Annotated in this window: 12 protein-coding genes; 4 read left to right on the top strand and 8 right to left on the bottom strand. The window is 65.8% G+C overall.

What is annotated here, in order from left to right; translation table 11 throughout:
• The coding region (locus I71_RS30565) for an MFS transporter (protein ID WP_148294415.1) at window positions 1–271 on the top strand (271 nt) is incomplete at its 5' end.
• A gap of 111 nt (window positions 272–382) precedes the next feature.
• On the opposite strand, the gene I71_RS37920 is transcribed toward I71_RS30565, so the two are convergent.
• A complete protein-coding gene (locus tag I71_RS37920; protein ID WP_148294414.1) occupies window positions 383–1498 on the bottom strand; it encodes a class I SAM-dependent methyltransferase in 1116 nt (371 codons plus the stop codon).
• Between the two features lie 123 nt (window positions 1499–1621).
• Window positions 1622–2158 (bottom strand): hypothetical protein, encoded by a 537-nt coding sequence (locus I71_RS37915; protein WP_148294413.1) that lies wholly within the window; start codon window positions 2156–2158, stop codon window positions 1622–1624.
• Window positions 2159–2410: 252 nt separating this feature from the next.
• Here I71_RS37915 and I71_RS30555 point away from each other — a divergent pair, with 252 nt between their 5' ends.
• Window positions 2411–5902 carry a PAS domain-containing hybrid sensor histidine kinase/response regulator gene (locus I71_RS30555; RefSeq protein WP_042703239.1) on the top strand — a complete coding sequence of 1164 codons (3492 nt, stop codon included), beginning with the start codon at window positions 2411–2413 and terminating at the stop codon, window positions 5900–5902.
• 16 nt (window positions 5903–5918) lie between these two features.
• Here the strand turns inward: I71_RS30555 and I71_RS30550 are convergent, their stop codons facing one another.
• The 3 genes from I71_RS30550 to gltA all read right to left on the bottom strand — a co-directional run bounded on the left by I71_RS30550 (window position 5919) and on the right by gltA (window position 9199).
• Window positions 5919–6569: a response regulator transcription factor gene (locus tag I71_RS30550; protein WP_042703236.1), complete on the bottom strand. Its 651-nt coding sequence runs from the start codon at window positions 6567–6569 to the stop codon at window positions 5919–5921.
• A gap of 127 nt (window positions 6570–6696) precedes the next feature.
• Window positions 6697–7710: a hypothetical protein gene (locus tag I71_RS30545; protein ID WP_042703234.1), complete on the bottom strand. Its 1014-nt coding sequence runs from the start codon at window positions 7708–7710 to the stop codon at window positions 6697–6699.
• 157 nt (window positions 7711–7867) lie between these two features.
• On the bottom strand, window positions 7868–9199 hold the full coding sequence (gene gltA, locus I71_RS30540) for a citrate synthase (RefSeq protein WP_042703233.1): 1332 nt from the start codon (window positions 9197–9199) through the stop codon (window positions 7868–7870).
• Between the two features lie 218 nt (window positions 9200–9417).
• On the opposite strand from gltA, the gene I71_RS30535 reads away from it, so the two are divergent.
• A complete protein-coding gene (locus I71_RS30535) occupies window positions 9418–9651 on the top strand; it encodes a hypothetical protein (RefSeq protein ID WP_083897472.1) in 234 nt (77 codons plus the stop codon).
• Window positions 9652–9744: 93 nt separating this feature from the next.
• Here the strand turns inward: I71_RS30535 and I71_RS30530 are convergent, their stop codons facing one another.
• The 3 genes from I71_RS30530 to I71_RS30520 all read right to left on the bottom strand — a co-directional run bounded on the left by I71_RS30530 (window position 9745) and on the right by I71_RS30520 (window position 16196).
• Complete coding sequence (locus I71_RS30530) at window positions 9745–13545, bottom strand: response regulator (protein ID WP_244434153.1); 3801 nt, start codon at window positions 13543–13545, stop codon at window positions 9745–9747.
• Complete coding sequence (locus I71_RS30525; RefSeq protein ID WP_199902291.1) at window positions 13542–14960, bottom strand: sigma-54 dependent transcriptional regulator; 1419 nt, start codon at window positions 14958–14960, stop codon at window positions 13542–13544. Before I71_RS30525 ends, I71_RS30530 begins: the two co-directional genes overlap by 4 nt.
• A gap of 597 nt (window positions 14961–15557) precedes the next feature.
• Window positions 15558–16196: an FCD domain-containing protein gene (locus I71_RS30520; protein ID WP_307189040.1), complete on the bottom strand. Its 639-nt coding sequence runs from the start codon at window positions 16194–16196 to the stop codon at window positions 15558–15560.
• A 623-nt stretch (window positions 16197–16819) separates the two neighbouring features.
• On the opposite strand from I71_RS30520, the gene I71_RS30515 reads away from it, so the two are divergent.
• Window positions 16820–17980 (top strand): L-lactate permease (locus I71_RS30515; RefSeq protein ID WP_042703226.1); only part of this gene is annotated, 1161 nt, incomplete at its 3' end.

Genomic DNA, 17980 nt, shown 5'->3' with positions numbered 1-17980 from the left:
CTATGTGACCATGGTCTACGGCCCGATCGCCGCCATGCTGGTTGAGATGTTCCCGACCCGCATCCGCTACACCTCGATGTCGCTGCCCTACCACATCGGCAACGGCTGGTTCGGCGGCTTCCTGCCGACGACCTCCTTCGCCATCGTGGCGGCCACCGGCGACATCTATTCCGGCCTCTGGTATCCGATAGTCATCGCCGCGGCGACCCTGGTGATCGGCCTGCTGTTCGTCCGCGAGACCAAGGACGTGGACATCTACCAGCACGATTGAGCATGGCTGTGATGGGCGGAGAAAATCTCCGCCCATCACAGCATCCAGAGCACGACCTAAATCGCCTGCACCCTCACCCCCAAACAGCTGAGGTCAGCAATCGTCGTTTGCTCAGGCCCTCGTTGCGTCCGGCGGCTCAACTGCGACAGGGGCGGCGTCCGGAACAGGCTCACTGGCGATGGCGGTCCCGGGCGGCTCAGCCGCAGCAGGGACGGCATCCGCAACAGCCGGAATCACGCTTAGAATGTCAACGGCCACAACCTCGGCCGGCCCAGAAAAAGCACCCGGTACTGAAGCGTTAAGCGCTTCTTTGAAGGTGTCCGGCGCGATCAAATTCAACAGTGAGGAACGGCAGCTGTCAAAGTACTTATACCGAAAATCGTTGTCGGACCTATTCTTGAACCAATCATATTTCAACTTATGGGAAGGGGTGCTCAGGTTTATATTTTTAGGAATTCTTGCATTCTTATTAAAAACTACCCCACATCCATAGTCGCTATCCACAGTGCAGTAACCTGCGATATCTGACGACCACGCAAACTCCAAGTACACTTGGTAGGTTACACCACACCAAGCTCCTTCTTGGAATTCCGAACTGACGATCCCTGCATCGGGTGGAGAGCAGTCGTGGATCACCATAACGCCGTGGGGTGCCAGTAAGTTGAAAGCGCCAAACATATCAATTGCACCACAGTCATAATTGTGGTACGGGTCGACAAATATCAAATCATAATAATCTTCTTTCTTTATAAATTTATTGATAACGTCGAGTAATTCAGAAGAATTATCGATTTGAGTGCGGAAATCTATTGGCAATCCATCATCGAAATTTTTCGGGCAGCGATACATTAGACGATGACATGTTTCCAGATTGCCTCTATCGATTTTGCTATAAAACAGTCCTGTTGTTGGGGTGCATATCTCCAAATATTTCCGCAGGCCGTAGGTTTTTGCCAGGGAATTGATAATGTCTGTTTTTTCCATGTCGATCTCTGGCAAAAATCTTGTTCTGGATATCGCGTCGAGGCCGTTAGATTGAATGTTCAATGACGGACTCTCGGAAACTGCAGACTGCTCATCGAAATGAGCAGCAGGTCTCCAACGGAAGCTATACGATGCTGTGAGCCAGCTTGACAATAGCTTCAGTGGCAGACTTGTTGAAGTATCAAGCTTGCCATGGCGAACTGTATCATCCCGCCGGATCGACGTTTCATCCGGACCATCCATCCAGAGGTCCGCTCGACCATCCACCCCCATGGCACGACCTTGGCCCCCGTCCCGATATCGATTCGCCAAACCACATCGACCGAGAAGTCAAGGAGGACAGCTTTGTCCATCAGCATATTACGATCATAGGCATCGTCGACGAAAAGGTGCTTCATCCACGACGCAACGCTTGCGCATCACCTTCCGGACCATCTGGGCTGCGGCCGTGTTGGAAATGTCGGCAGTGGTCAGGTTCACCATCGGCCGGCGCGCGCACGGTTGATTGCCGACGCCACGTCGTGGATCGTCCGGAAACGCAAACGCCGCAGGCGATGCCAGCTCCAGCAATACACCGTCTTTCCCGATGGGAAGTCCTTTGGAAAAAGTCGCGAGACGGAGCCCGTTCGGGCCAAGTGGCGCAGGACGTTCAATATTTTCTGAATTCTCTACAATTCTGTGGCGGCCGATGAGGGTTCTCCACGGCATCCGCAACGCTATCATAAATATCCAATATGGGACATTTTTATATAATATCTTCTGAAATTTCTTTTCAACTTCTGCCATACCGCCAACGCGGATAACGGAAATCCGCCAATTACAGAACATAGACTTATTGTCGTCTCGGATGGCTTTTGGTCTCTGCCTGAGCGGTTTTGAAACCAAGCCGCGAGAATCAATCAAAGGGAAATGTTCCTGGAATCTATACCTTCATAACGGGCGAAACGTCCGAGCGGACGACGCACTGCCCCCCCAAGACCTCGCGATTCCAGCTGATCGGCTTTGTTGCATCTGGGCAAACAGCAAGTCTGTCGACGTGGGACTGCCGTTGGAGTGCGCGATTCACCATGCGTTTCCCTCCGCCCGTTTGCGTAATTTGTGATAAACTTCACAGCCCTAGGGAGAAGAAGTCAAAAACCGGAGGCGCAAAGCCCCATGGAAAGCTGGTTCATCCTGGCCGCGTCGCTGGCCTATCTGCTGTCGCTGTTCGCCATCGCATGGTACGGCGACCGGACCGGCTCCCATGGCAACGACCGGCGCACGCCCTGGCTCTATGCGCTGAGTTTTGGCGTCTATTGCACCTCCTGGACCTTCTATGGCGCTGTCGGACGGGCGGCAACCGGCGGTTTCTACTTCCTGCCGATCTATATCGGGCCGATCCTGATGATCGGATTGGGCTGGCCGGTACTGGCCCGCATCGTCCGGGTGGCGAAGTCGGAGAACGTCGTCTCCATCTCCGACTTCCTGTCGGCGCGCTATGGCAAGAGCCGGAGCCTGGCGGCCCTCGTCACCATCGCCGCAGTGATCGGACTGCTGCCCTACATCGCCCTGCAATTGAAGGCGATCAGCGTCAGCTTCGAGATTCTGGCCGGGGCGTCGCTCGGCACCGACCTCAGCCAGATGCCGGGGGGGACGGCCCTGATGGCGGCGCTGCTGATGGCGGCCTTCGCCATTCTGTTCGGCGTGCGCAGCGTGTCCGCCAACGAACACCATCGCGGCCTGATGATGGCCATCGCCGCGGAATCGGTGGTGAAGCTGGCGGCGGCGCTCGGGGTTGGCGGAGCCATCGCCTTTTCCGTCTTCGGCGACCCGGCAACCTTCGTCGACGCCGCCGTGCGCCATCCGGGGTTCCTGCAACTGATCCGGCTGGACACCATCGGCACCGACTGGTGGGTGGCCTGCCTGCTGTCGGGGCTGGCGATCCTCTGCCTGCCACGCCAGTTCCATGTCGCCGTCGTGGAGAATACCCATGGCGGCGACGTACGGTCGTCGGCGAAGCTGTTCCCTGCCTATCTGGTCGCCATCAACATCTTCGTGCTGCCGGTGGCACTGGCAGGCCTGATGCTGTTTCCCGACGGCACGACGAACGCCGACACCTTCATGGTGTCGATCCCCTTGAGCCAGGGCTGGCCATGGCTGGCGCTCGCCGCCTTCATCGGCGGGCTGTCGGCCGCCACCAGCATGATCCTGGTCGAAATGGTGGCGCTCAGCACCATGATCTGCAACGACATCGCCGTCCCGCTGTTGATGGCGCTGCGGCCAGACGACCGGCGGCTGCGCGACGATCCGGCGGGGATCCTGCTGCTGGTGCGTCGGTCGGCGGTGATCGTGCTGGTTCTGCTGTCCTATGGCTGCTACCGGCTGATCGGCCCGGCCTTTCCGCTGGCGACCATCGGGATGATGAGCTTCACCGCGGTGGCGCAGTTCGCCCCCGCCCTGCTCGGCGGCCTGATCTGGAGCCGGGCCAGCCGCAGCGGTGCCTTCGCCGGCATCTGCGCCGGGTTCCTCGGCTGGGCCTACACCATGCTGCTGCCGTCCTTCGCCGATGCCGGATGGCTGGCCTCCAGCGCCCTGCGCGAGGGGCCGTTCGGCCTCACCGGCCTCAGCCCGGTGGCGCTGGCCGGCATCGCCGGGATCGACCCGCTGACCAACGCCGCGCTGTGGAGCCTGGGGCCGAACATGCTGCTGTTCGTCCTGGTCTCGCTGCTCACCCGGCCGTCGACGCTGGAGCGCCAGCAGGCTGCCCGCTTCATCAGTCTGCGGCGGGCATCCGACGGCGATCCGCACGGGCCGCGCGGCGCCACCCTGGCCGACCTGCATGATCTGGCCCTGCGCTATGTCGGGCAGTCGCGCGCCGATGCTGCTTTCCGCCGCTTCACCGGCGTGGCCGACGGCGACCTGCGCACCGCTCTGCTGATGCGCACCGACGGCGAGGCGATCCAGCTGACCGAACGGCTGCTGGCCGGTGCCGTCGGGTCGGCGTCTGCCCGCGTCGTGGTGGCGGGACTGCTGTCCGACCGCCGGCTGTCGCGCACCGACGCACGGTCGATCATCGACGAGGCCTCGCGCGCCATCCTGAAGCAGCATGAGCTTCTGCGCGCCACCGTCGAGAATGTGCCCCAGGGCATCGCGGTGTTCGACGAGGACTGGCGCGTCGCCACCTGGAACAACCAGTTCCTGGTGCTGCTGGACCTGCCGGACGGCTTCGTCCAGGTCGGCACCTCGTTGCAGGACATCGTCGGGCTGATCGCGCGCCGTGGCGAATATGGCCGCAACGGCGAGATCGAGACTTTGCTGGAGCGCCGGTCCGACCCGCGCCGCCAGAACAAGCCCGACGTGTACGAGCGGGTGCGCCCGGACGGCACGGTGCTTGAGATCGCCACCAATCCCATGCCGGGCGGCGGCTTCGTCGCCGTCTACACCGACGTGACCGAACGTCACCGCGCCGCCGCCGCCTTGCGCGAGGCCAACGAGACGCTGGAGCGCCGCATCGAGGAGCGCACCCACGCCCTGTCCGAAGCGAAGGCGGAGGCCGAGCGCGCCAACCGCGGCAAGACCCGCTTCCTGGCGGCGGCAAGCCACGATTTGCTGCAGCCGCTGCACGCTGCCCGGCTGTTCCTGTCTGCCCTGGGCGAACGCAACGGCGACAGCGCCATCCGCCAGATCGACACCTCCCTGCGGTCGGTGGAAACCATCCTGGGCGATCTGCTGGACGTGTCGAAGATCGACAGCGGCGTGGTGAGGCCGAACCCGGTGCCGATGCGGATCGAGGAACTGTTGAAGCCGCTGGGCGAGGAGTTCACCGTTCTGGCCAGCCGCCATGGGCTGGCGCTGCGGGTGGTCGATTGCTCCGCCACCGTCCGCAGCGACCCGACGCTGCTGCGGCGCATCCTGCAGAATTATCTGGCGAATGCCGTGCGCTACACCCGCACCGGCCGCATCCTGCTGGGCTGCCGTCGGCGGGGGAATTTCCTGTCCATCGAGGTGTGGGACACCGGGCCGGGCATCCCCGAGCACAAGGTGCCGGAAATCTTCATGGAGTTCCGCCAGCTCGACAACGACAGCGACGACCGGGGCGACCGCGGCAAGGGGCTGGGGCTGGGACTCGCGATCGTCGAGCGTCTGGCCGGCATCCTCGGCCACACGGTGCAGGTGCGGTCCAAGGTTGGGCGAGGCAGCGCCTTTTCGGTGCTGGTGCCGCTGACCGACGAGCCGGTCGCCGCCCGCGCCGTGGTGGTCCGCCCGCGCGGACGCGATCTGCGCGGCGTACTGGTGCTGTGCCTGGAGAACGAGCCCGCCATCGCCCGAGCGACCGAGGATCTGCTGTCCAGCTGGTCCTGCCGCGTCGTCACCGCCGTCGCCCCGGATCTGGCGCTGGCGAAGCTGGAGGGGCGGACGCCCGACGTGATCCTGACCGACTACCACCTCGACCGCAGCCTGACCGGCGTGGAGGCGTTGGCAACCCTGCGTGCCGCCCTGGGCAGCGACATCCCCGCCGCCGTGGTCACCGCCGACCGTGACGCCGCCGTGCGCGAGGATATCGAGGCTGCTGGCTGCCGGTTGCTGTACAAGCCGGTGCGTCCGGGGGCGCTGCGGGCATTGCTGGGACAGTTGCTGGCGGAGGGGCAGCGGATGGCAAGCGACTGACGCGCAGTGCCCACTCTCACTCCACCGGCGGCGGCGGGGCGGCGGACAGCGCCAGCTGGCTCGCCAGGACCGCCGCCTGGGTGCGGGTCAGCACGTTCAGCTTGCGCAGGATGGTGGTGACGTGGGCCTTCACCGTCGTTTCGGCGACGCTCATCTCATAGGCGATCTGCTTGTTCAGCTTGCCTTCGGCGATGCCGGCCAGGACGCGGAGCTGCTGCGGCGTCAGGGTGGCGGCGCGCTGGGCCGGGTCGGGGGCGTCGGTTTCGGGGCCGCCGTTGATCTCCGGCAGCCACAGCTCGCCATCCAGCACGGCGTGGATCGCCTCGACGATCTGGGTGTTGGGGGCCGATTTCGGAACGAAGCCGGAAGCGCCATAGTCGATGGCGCGCTGGATCGTCACCGGATCCTCCGACGCCGAGACCACGATCACCGGGATCGCCGGATGTTCGGAGCGCAGCATCATCAGCCCGATCAGCCCGCTCATGCCGGGCATGTGAAGGTCGAGCAGAATGATGTCCGGCGGCTCCCCTGTGTCCAGCAGCGGCTTGATCTGCTCGAACCGCGACGCTTCCAGGATCACGGCGCCGGGGATCGCCTGACCGATGGTCTGGGTCAAGGCGGTGCGCATCAGCGGGTGGTCGTCGGCAATCAGGATGCGGTGCGACATCGACTTTCCGCGTACTTTCCGGCTATGGACATTCCGGGTGTGAAACCGTCCAACAGTATCCCCTTGCAGCCGCCCGTTGACAACTGCGCCCAATGCCGCGCGTCGAAGTTTCCGGTGGATTGTCCCTTTATGCGTCCGCGGACGGAATGGCGCCGGCGCTGGTGCGTTCGTGGATGGCCTGACGGCGGAAGCGGTACAACTCGGCGGGCCGGCCGCCGGTCTGGCTTTCATACTGGCCGGTGGGCTCGACGAAGCCGCCGGAGATCATCAGGCGGCGGAAGTTCTGCTTGTGCACCCGCTCGCCTGACAGCGCCTCCACCACCAGCTGGAGCTGGTGCAGGGTGAAGATCGGCGGCAGCAGTTCGAAGACGATGGGGCGGTAGCGCAGCTTGCCGCGCAACCGCTCCAGCGCGGTCGCCAGAATGCGTCGGCCATCGCGCGCCATCGGCCGGCCGAGCGCCCGCGGCATCGGCCCGCCCGTCGGCACGGCCGGGTCGATCCGGGCGGCAAGGTCGCGGTCGCGGAAGGCCTCCACCACCAGCCCGGCCTCGTAGAGCAGCTCGAACCGCTCCAGCACGCGCTCCATGTCCCATTCGGCGCCATCCAGGCCGAAGGCCATCTGGGCACGCTCGGCCCGGCGCAGGCGGCTTTCCTCGTCGGAGGCCGAGGCGATCCAGCCAGCGAGGGCCGGGGCGATCACCCCGTCCAGCAGCGGCGGGCGCTGGTCGCGCCAGTCCTCCCACGGAAAATGGTCGTAGAGGTCGCGCCATTCGGCCGAAGCGTCTCCTCCCAGCGGGCCGTCCCGGACCAGTGCCAGATAGCCGACCACAACCGACCGCGGGCCGCCGAACAGCTCATGCGGATCGCGATGGCGGTCGCCGAAGGTGTAGAGCTGCTCGACATAGCGCAACGCCAGGCCCGACAGCCCCTCCGCCACCGCGCGGACGCCGTCCTGCAGGGTGCGGAAGCGCTCCGGCTCGAAGGGCGCACCAGGCAGCGCGTCGCGATGCGGCAACGGCTCGTCACCGCGCCGGTGGTCTTCCGGCACGGAAAAGCCGCTGCGCACCGTCACGACGCGCGGCGTCCCACCGGTCACCGCCACGATGGCGACCGACAGGCCGAGTTGCAGGGATTGGGTCACGGGTCGCCCATACCTCCCCCTCTCCCCCCCGGGGAGAGGGTCGGGGTGAGGGGGATGCACTGCGTGCCCTCCCGAGAATCCTCGCCCTGTTTTCCCCTCACCCTAACCCTCTCCCCGGGGGGGAGAGGGGATCGAAGGCGGGGATAGGCTACAGACTTCAACGCTTGTCCAGCGGGACGAAGGGACGGGCGACACTGCCGGTGAAGAGCTGGCGGGGGCGGCCGATCTTCTGGGCCGGGTCCTCGATCATCTCCTTCCACTGGCTGATCCAGCCGACGGTGCGGGCAAGCGCGAACAGCACGGTGAACATGCTGGTCGGGAAGCCCATCGCCTTCAGGATGATGCCCGAGTAGAAATCGACGTTCGGATAGAGCTTCTTCTCGATGAAATACTCGTCCGACAGGGCGATCTTCTCCAGCTCCATGGCGATGGCCAGATGCGGCTCGTCCTGGATGCCGAGCCGGTCGAGAACCTGATAGCAGGTCTCGCGCATGATCTTGGCGCGCGGGTCGTAGTTCTTGTAGACCCGGTGGCCGAATCCCATCAGGCGGAAGCTGTCGTTCTTGTCCTTGGCACGGCGGACGAACTCGGGGATGTTCTCCACCGAGCCGATCTGATCCAGCATCTTCAGCACAGCCTCGTTGGCGCCGCCATGGGCCGGCCCCCACAATGCGGCGATGCCCGACGCGATGCAGGCGAACGGGTTGGCGTGCGACGAACCGGCAAGGCGGACGGTGGAGGTCGAGGCGTTCTGCTCATGGTCGGCGTGCAGGATGAAGATCTTGTCCATCGCCGCCGACAGCACCGGATCGACCTTCCATTCCTCGCAGGGCGTGCCGAAGGTCATGTAGAGGAAGTTTTCCGCGTAGGACAGGTCGTTGCGCGGATACATGAAGGGCTCGCCGACCGTATATTTATAGGCCATGGCGGCCATGGTCGGCATCTTGGCGATCAGGCGGTGGGCGGCGATCTTGCGCTGCACCGGATCGAAGATGTCGGTGGAGTCGTGATAGAAGGCCGACAGGGCGCCGACGACGCCGCACATGATCGCCATCGGGTGGGCGTCACGGCGGAAGCCGCTGTAGAACTTGGCCAGCTGCTCATGCACCATCGTGTGATAGGTGATGGTGCGCTCGAAATCGGCCTTCTGCTGCGGGTCGGGCAGCTCGCCGTTCAGCAGAAGGTGGCAGACCTCCAGGAAGTCGCAGTTCTCGGCCAGATCGGCGATGGCATAGCCGCGGTGCAGCAGGATGCCCTCGTCGCCATCGATGTAGGTGATGGCCGAATCGCAGGCGGCGGTGGAGGTGAAGCCGGGATCATAAGTGAAGTACCCGGTTTCGGCATAGAGCTTGCGGATGTCGATCACGTTGGGACCGGTGGACCCGCCGAGCAGCGGCAGCTTCAGAGTCTTGCCGGTGGCGTCGTCGGTCAGCGTGACGGTGCCGACCTGGGTCACATCGCCGTGCGGCGTGTGCTTGCTCGATTCCATGACCTTTTCACACTCCTTGCTGGCCGGCTGGGCGGCGGCTCGCGGCCTCCGCTGCCGGACCTTGGTGGTTGGCCCGTCGTCAGGCGCGCTTGGAGGCGCGCTCTTCGGCGCCTGGGGGCGCCGCGTCGTCTTCTCCCGGTCCGACGCAAGGATTGGCGGGGAGCGGAACCCTCACCCTTCCTAGTCGTTGACTCCTCCAGAAGATAGCAGAGGACATCATGACCGACACGTCTCAAACACGCACCCCCTCCGAAGGAATGCCCCAGGCGAAGACGTCCGGGGCCGACAGGCATGACCGAACTCCGGCCGGCGAGCGCTCCGCGCGCGAGGACCTGACGAAGACGCCCGGCGACGGCACGCTTCAGGATGCCACCCCGGCCGGGATGTCGTCGAAAGAGCTGCGGGAACGGGCGGAGGACACCGACGGCTCGACCCAGCCCGGCACCGGCTGACGGCCGGATGCAGGCCCTGTCCTTCCACCTGAGTTACCCGACACCTCGACGGACAGCGCTGCGCCGCCCGGATCCGGTTAAGCCGGGACGAATTCAGCCCACCGGCTGCGTCGCCGCGGCCCGCTCGCGCAGGGTTCGTTCCAGCCGGGCGGCCTCGCGCAGCAGCACCGGCAGCAGCCAGGACGCCTGATCGGTGTCGCCGTTGCGGCACAGGACCTCCATCCGCCAGGCCAGATGCATGACCGTCATCCCGCCGAAGCTGCCGGCGAGGCTGGACAGGTCGTGCGCCTCCTGGGCCAGGGCGCGCAGATCGATGCCGCCGGCCGGCATGGCGGCCGCCATCGCCGACAACCGCTCCAGCCGACGCGACATGTCGTCCAGGAAGCTGCCGACGATCAGCGCCAGATTGTCGGCTCCCACCGTCCCCAGCAGATCGGTCAGCACGGCTTCGTCCAGTGCCTCGCCGCCCTCTTCGCCGCCGGCCTTGGCGTCATCGGCGGAGACGGCCGAGGGTTCCGCGGCCCCGATCCAACGGTCCAACGCCGACTGCAGCCCGGCCCGGCTGATCGGCTTGGTCAGATAGTCGCTCATGCCCGCGCGCAGACACAACTCGCGCGTGCCCGGCATGGCGTCGGCGGTCAGGGCAATGATCGGCAGGCGGGCAAGCGCGCCGCCCCGCGCGCGGATCGCCTGGGCGGCTTCCAACCCGTCCATTCCCGGCATCTGGACATCCATCAGCACCAGATCGATGCTGCCCCGGCAAGCCGCCTCCACAGCCTGCTCCCCATCCTCCGCCACCTCGACCGTGTAGCCCAGCCGGCGCAGCAGGGTGGTGGCGAACAGCTGGTTGGTGCGGTTGTCCTCCGCCAGCAGGATGCGGCCCCGGCGCGGCACCTCGGCCGCTCTGGTTTCGGTGGATGGCGCGACGGACGTGTTGGCGGGAGTGCCGGGAAGGGCGACGGCAAACAGTCCGCTCAGGCAACTGGCGAGGGCCGTCTGGCGCAGCGGCCGGTTCAGTGTGGCGTGGGCAAGCCCATGGGCCGGCCCGCTGTCGGCCCGCGCCGCAGGACCCAACGCCACGATCAGCACGCGCCGCGTCCGACCCAACGCCGGGTCGCCGGCAATGGCCGCCAGCAACGCATCGCCGCCCATCCCGGGCATGGTCTGGTCGGCCAGCACCACATCGAAGGGCCGGCCACTTGCGACTCCGCGCCGCAACGCCTCGAGCGCGTCGGAACCGTTCTCCACCGTGGCCGGACAGGCACCCAGACTGTCGAGCATCGAAGCCAACACCCGGCGATTCACCGCCAGATCGTCGACGACCAGCACGCGCCGTCCGGCCAGCGGCGGTTCGGCCACCGGCTGCGCCCCGTCCAATGAATCCTCCGTCAGAGCCAGCGGCAGATCGACCAGGAAACGGCTGCCGGTGCCCAGGCTGCTTTCCACCGCGATGCTGCCGCCCATCAGCTCGGACAGCTGGCGGCAGATCGCCAGCCCCAGACCGGTGCCGCCGAACTTGCGGGTGATCGAGCCATCCACCTGCTGGAACTTGTTGAACAGAGTCGGCAGCGCATCGGCCGGGATGCCGATGCCGGTGTCCGTCACGGTGATGCGCAGCACCAGATGGGCGTCGGTGGCGTCCAGCGCCTCCAGTTCCACCGCAACGGAACCCGTGTCGGTGAACTTCACCGCATTGCCGACCAGATTGACCAGGATCTGCCGGATGCGCGTCGGATCGCCGAGCAGCGTGCGGCGCAGCAGCGGGTCGATGTAGAAGCCGATCTCGATCCCCTTCTCGTGCGCGCGCGGGGTCAGCAGCTCCACCACCCCCTCCACCAGATCGGCGGCGTCGAAGGGCAGCGTCTCGATGGTGACGCGGCCGGCCTCCAGCTTCGAGATGTCGAGGATATCGTTGATGATGGTCAGCAGCGCGTTGGACGAACTGCGGATGGCCTGGGCGAACTGCTGCTGTTCGGGAGTCAGGGGGGTATCGAACAGCAGCTCCGTCATGCCCATGATGCCGTTCATCGGCGTGCGGATCTCGTGGCTCATCGCCGCCAGGAACTCCGACTTCGCCTGCGTCGCCGCCTCGGCGCGGGCACGCAGGGCGTCGGCCTCCTCGCGGGCGGCATCCAGCCCCTCGGCCAGCGCGCACATGTCGGCGGCCTGTCGCTGCAGCTCCGCCTCGAAGCGCTTGCGCTCGGTGATATCGGTGCGGGTGCAGACCAGCGACCCGCTGCTGGTGCGGTTCTCCGCCACCACGATCCAGCGGCCGTCGGGCAGCTCCCGCTCGAACGGCACGCCGGGATTGCGGTGCTGGGCCAGTTCGGCCTGGATCCAGGCCTCGTCGTTCGGGCCGTCCGGGTTGCCGGCGAACTCCCCATTGGCGACCGCGGCGCGCAGGATGTCCTCGAACGGGCGGCCGGGGGTCAGCAGCGGCGCCGTCCGCGGATGAGCCTCGCGGTAACGCTCGTTGCACAGGATCAGCCGGTCCCCGGCGTCGAAATAGGCCAATCCCTCCGGGACCGTCTCGATGGCGTCGTCCAGCGTCTGCTTGGCAAGCCGCAACTCCTCTTCGCCAAGCTTCTCGCGCGTGATGTCGGTGTGGGCGCCGACCATGCGGACAACCCGGCCTTCGGCATCGCGGATGTGGATGGCCCGGCTGAGGATGTAGACGGTGTGGCCCTGCTTGTGGCGGAAACGCTGCACCGCCTCGAATTTCGGAATCTGCCCGGCATTGTAGGCCCGGACCGTCTCCAGCGCCGCGATCCGGTCCTCCTCGAAGATCAGGCCGGCCCACATGTCCAGGCTGTTCTCCAGCTCGTCGTCGCGATAGCCGAGCTGCTCCTTCCAGGTGGGAGAGAACCAGATCCCGCCGGTCTCCAGATTCCAGTCCCAGATGCCGTCCCGCGTCGCCTGGACGGTCAGGTCGAGCAGTTCGCGGTTCGACCGCAGTTCCGCCTCTTCCCGTTTGGACTCGGTGATGTCCTGGACGACACCCATCAGGCCGACGGGACGGCCGTCGGTCCCGCATTCGACCATGCCGCGGATGAAGACATGGCGAAGCCCCCCGTCAGGACGGATGACGCGCGCCTCGACCGAAAACCCCTCACCGGTCTCCCGCGCCCGCGCGGCGAGATCGGCCAGCCGATCCCGGTCCTCCGGGTGGTAGCAGGAGCGCGACAGCTCGGCCGTCGGCAGCGCCTGCTGCGGCGGCAGCCCCATGATCCGGTACACCTCGTCGGACCAGCGGCGGGCGCCACTGAGGAAGTCGATGTACCAATGGCCGAACTGGCCGATCTCCTCGGCGAGGTTCAGCAGGCGCGACCGGTCGCGCAACTCCGCTTCCGCCTGTTCGCGCCGGGCCACCTCGCGGCGCAGGGTCAGCTCATCCACCACCAGCCGGGCGAGCTGGGACAGCGTCTCCGCTTCGCGCTCGTCGAAGCCGCTCCGGGGTGCATCGTCGATGACGCACAGCGTTCCCAGCTTCTGCCCGTCCGCGACCAGTGGAGCGCCGGCGTAAAAGCGGATGTGGGGCGCCCCGGTGACCAGCGGGTTGCCGGCGAAACGCGGATCCTTCGCCGCGTCCGGCACCACCAGCACGCCGTCATCCAGGATGGCATGTCCGCAGAAGGCGAAGTCGCGGTGCGTTTCCGTCGCCTCCAGCCCGATCCGGCTTTTGAACCATTGGCGGTCGCGGTCGATCAGCGACACCAGCGCGATGCGAGTGCGGAAAAAATGCTGGGCCAGCCGGGTAATGTTGTCGAACCCCGGTTCGGGCGGGGTATCGAGGATGCAGTAGGAGTCCAGAACCGCCTGCCGGCTGCTTTCATCGGGCGGCAGAGCCGCCGGCATCGCTCCAGCCGCCGCCTCCCCGATCATGGTCCCACTCACGCCGCCGTCTCCCCGCCGGTCCGGCCTTCGGCCGCCCGCCAATGCTGAAGTTTGCGGTAAATGGTGGATGGGCTGATCTCCAGCATCAGGGCGGCGCGGGGCACATCGTCGCCGGTCAGCCGCAACGCCTTCCGGATCAAGTCCTTCTCCACCCGCCAAAGCGGCTGAACGGCGCCTTCCTCCGGCACGCCCTCGTCCGGCGATCCGCAGGTGGCACAGGGGATTCCCGCAACATCGGGTCCGACCATCGCCGGCAGCATGTCCAGCGTCACCAGCGGGCCATCGTGCAGCACCACCACATTGCGGATGACGTTCTGCAATTGCCGCACATTGCCCGGCCAGTCATGGGCGCGCAGTCGCGCCTCGACCTCGGGCACAAAGGCCGACAGCGCCTTCCCTTCCTCCCGCGCATAGTCGATCAGGAAGGACCGGGCGATCTCGATCACGTCGCCGCCGCGGTCGCGCAGCGGCGGCAGAGCCAGCGGGATGACGTGCAGACGGTAATAGAGATCCTCGCGGAAGCGGCCGGCCTGCACCTCGGCCAGCGGGTCCCGGTTGGTGGCGGCGACGAAGCGCACGTCCACCCGCTCCTCCCGGCCGCTGCCGACCGGGCAGACGGTGCCGGTCTGGACGAAACGCAGTAGCTTGCTCTGCAGGTCGACCGGCATCTCGCAGATCTCGTCGAGGAACAGCGTGCCGCCGTCGGCCAGCAACGCCGCCCCCGGCCGGTCGCCCGCAGCACCGGTGAAGGCGCCTTTCACATGGCCGAAGATCTCCGACTCCAGCAGGTCCTTTGGAATCGCGGCGCAATTCAGCGCTACGAAGGCGCCGTCGCGCCGCGGGCTGGCGCGGTGGATGGCCTGTGCCGCAACCTCCTTGCCGGTTCCGCTTTCGCCGGTGATGAAGACGTTTGCGCGGCTGGCGGCCACACTCTCGATCATGCGGTAGACTGCCTGCATCTCCGGCGAGCTGCCGATGAAGCCGTGGAAGCGCCCGCGGTCGAGATCCTTGCGGTAGCCCTCGACCATCCGCGCCAGCGTGCGGCGCTCCAGCGCGTTGCGCAGGGTCAGATTCAGCCGGTCGGCATTGAAGGGCTTCACGATGAAGTCGAAGGCGCCGAGCTTCATCGCCTCGACGGCGAGGTCGATGGAGCCGTGGGCGGTGATGATGACGACCGAGATGCTGGGGTCGCGGGCATGCAGTGCCTGCAGCACCTCCAGCCCGTCCATGTCCGGCAGCTTCAAATCCAGGATCACCGCATCCGGCGGCAAGGCGGCCGCGGTTTCCAGCGCCTCGCCGCCGCATGTGCAATGCACGACCTCCTGCGCGTCGGCGCGCAGGAACTCGATGTAGAGCTTGGCGAGCGGGACCGTATCCTCGATCAGCAGGATGCGGTGCTTCTTGGGAACGGACAATGTTTGGCACCTGGACTGTGCAGAGAGACAACATAAAACCATATGCCGCAAGCCGATCGGGGCGAGGCAGCCGGTGTGGATTGTATCCCGGATCGAACCGCCCCGCCAACATGGCGGCAGCCCGGATACGCCCGACTTCCCCGGCATCGGAATCGGCCAGAGCTGCGCCGGTTCGTACTGTGAACTCTGCATGGGCGTGGCCCCCGGCGCTGATCGGAGACCATTCCAGCTTCCGGAAATTACTCTTTTTGCAGGCAAATATAGTTCAATTAAATCTTATTTCGCACTATCGATTCAAATATTGCACGCAATGTCGTGTTGAGTCCGACCATATTCTTTTTGAATGTGCAAATCCAATTCTGACCGGCATGTCCACCCTATCGATATCGTCTGCGGCACATGCGGACCGCAGTTGCACGGGCATGACGGTCAACCACACCACCGGCAGCACCATCAAGATGTGCTCTGCCAACGATCTTGCGTTCCCGGAATGCACGCAAGGCACCGCCAGCACGAACTGCACATCCTGACGTCACGGGTGCCCCGCCGCCGATACCGATCCACATCCGATCCGGGGCCGTCAGGTCTTTCCTGACCTCACGCCCCGCTGTCGATCAGGTCGGTGCGGCCGATCCGCCGCAACGAGACCTGGACGCGGGCGTTGTGCTCGCGGATCTCGCGCAGGGTCTGCAGGGTGAACTCGACATGGCCATAGGCCGCCGCCTGCGCCGCCGACGGGTCGCCGGCCAGCACCGCATCGGCGATGGCGAGATGCTGTTGCAGCAGCAGCTCGCGCACGCCCGGCCGGGAATAGAGGTCGGCACGGTTGTAGAACACGTCGTTGCGCAGCAGGTCGGACAGGGTCCGCATGATGTGCAGCATGACGACGTTGTGCGCCGCCTCGTAGATCGCCAGATGCAGATCGGCGTCGGAATCCGCCTCCTCCGAACTGTCGTCCTTGCCGTGGGCCGCCGTCATGCGGGCGACAATGGCGCGGATGCCGTCGCGGTCGACATCGGTTGCCCGCTGCGCTGCCAGCCTCGCCGCTTCCGCCTCGATGGAGCGGCGGAACTCCAGATAATCGAAGGACGCATCCGGCTTGTTGCGCATCAGCGTCATCAGCGGATCGGCGATCTGCGACAGGAAGCTGGCGACATGGGTGCCGCCGCGCCCGGTCACCAGCAGGCCGCGCTCCTCCAGCTTGGCGATGGCATCGCGCAGCGACGGGCGTGACACATCAAGCTTTCACCGCAGTTCCGTTCGGCCAGCAGCTTCTCCCCAGGACGCAAAGCGCCCTCCAGGATCAGCCGTTCCAGATGCTCGGCAATGGCGTCGGCCAGCTTGGCCGGTTTGATCGTCCCCTGCATTGGGTGCGCGGCCTCTCCCTGCACGTCTCGGTCCTCTTCAATACCGGTGGACGGAACAGGCGTCCAGAGCGGCGCACGTTCGAGGCATCGCACCCCCCTACCAAAGTTGGTCGACCGACAAACGATTCAGCCATTGCACAGTATGGTAAAATAATTTATCCAGCATCAACCGTATGGATAAGAGATGTCCGACGTCTGCCGGATGGAAAGGGATTTTTCCCGAACCCGCCGGGGCGGAAAGGGCATCCACACGTACCGGGACAGGACGGACCAGCACCCGCAAGGGCGCATCCGCACCGCAAGCATCGGGACCGCAGAGCCCCGGCGGCGGTGAACGCCTCCGCTTTGCCGACCATCCGGCCTTCCCCCCGCGCCGATCTTCAGGCGCGGGCGAGGCCGGGTGCGGCCGAACGAATGCGTGCAAAAGCGGTCTTCCTTCTCCCGGGACACCATCCGGACCGACATCACTCCCCGAGAAGGAGACCCCTGACGATGAGCTGGTCGCAAGTCTACGACCCGATGAACAACATCTGGCTGTCGACGCTGTTTGCGTCGCTGCCGGTCCTGGTGATGCTGGGTGGTCTCGGCATCTTCCACATGAAGGCGCATCGCGCCGCCCTGCTGGGTCTGGCGACCGCGCTGGCGGTGGCCGTCGCCGTCTTCGGCATGCCGGTGGCGATGGCGGGAAAGACCGCGCTGCTGGGTGCGGCCTATGGCCTGCTGCCGATCGGCTGGATCGTCATCAACATCATCTTCCTCTACCACCTGACCGAGCAGCGCGGGCAGTTCAAGATCCTGCGGGAGAGCATCACCGGCATCACCAATGACCGGAGGCTCCAGCTCCTGCTGATCGCCTTCTGCTTCGGCGCCTTCTTCGAGGGGGCCGCCGGCTTCGGCACGCCGGTCGCCGTCACCGGCGCCATGCTGATCGGGCTGGGCTTCTCGCCGCTGGCAGCCTCGGGCCTGTCGCTGATCGCCAACACCGCCCCGGTCGCCTATGGCGCGCTGGGCACCCCGGTGCTGGCGCTGGCGGCGGTCACCGGCCTGCCGCTGCTCGACCTGTCGGCGATGATCGGCCGGCAGTTGCCCTTCTTCTCGGTGCTTGTGCCCTTCTGGCTGATCGTCGCCTTCGCCGGCTGGCGCGGCATGATCCAGATCTGGCCCGCCATCCTGGTCGCCGGCGTGTCCTTCGCCGTGCCGCAGTATCTGGTGTCGAACTACCACGGCCCCTGGCTGGTCGACGTCGCCGCCGCCATCGTCTCGCTGGTCTCGGTCACCCTGTTCCTGAAGGTCTGGCACCCGAAGGCGATCTGGCACACCTCCGGCGGGGCCTCGGCCCTGACCCAGGCGGTGGGGGCCGCGGTGGTCCAGGGCGAAGCGCGCCGCAACCACGGCTACAGCGCCGCGGAGGTCCGCCGCGCCTGGACGCCCTGGGCGATCCTCAGCATCCTGGTCTTCCTGTGGGGCATCCCGGAGGTCAAGACCTTCCTCGACGGCGTGTCGATCTTCAAGTTCCCGATCGACGGCCTGCATAACATGGTGATGCGCGTTCCGCCGGTGGTGGCGAAGGCCCATCCGGAAGCCGCCGTCTACACGCTGAACTGGCTGTCGGCCACCGGCACCGGCATCTTCATCGCCGCCGTCATCTCCGGC

Origin of the sequence: Azospirillum sp. B506 (assembly GCF_000333595.1) — a bacterium.
GTDB lineage: Bacteria > Pseudomonadota > Alphaproteobacteria > Azospirillales > Azospirillaceae > Azospirillum.
The sequence above is the reverse complement of the archived record's forward strand: the minus strand, read 5'-3'. Positions and strand labels throughout refer to the sequence as shown.

Bases quoted from the DNA above. Each gene is read 5' to 3' on its own strand.
- I71_RS30555 (WP_042703239.1), top strand. From the start codon at position 2,411: ATGGAAAGCTGGTTCATCCTGGCCGCGTCGCTGGCCTATCTGCTGTCG.
- I71_RS30550 (WP_042703236.1), bottom strand. From the start codon at position 6,569: ATGTCGCACCGCATCCTGATTGCCGACGACCACCCGCTGATGCGCACC.
- gltA (WP_042703233.1), bottom strand. From the start codon at position 9,199: ATGGAATCGAGCAAGCACACGCCGCACGGCGATGTGACCCAGGTCGGC.
- I71_RS37920 (WP_148294414.1), bottom strand. From the start codon at position 1,498: ATGGATGGTCCGGATGAAACGTCGATCCGGCGGGATGATACAGTTCGC.
- I71_RS30535 (WP_083897472.1), top strand. From the start codon at position 9,418: ATGACCGACACGTCTCAAACACGCACCCCCTCCGAAGGAATGCCCCAG.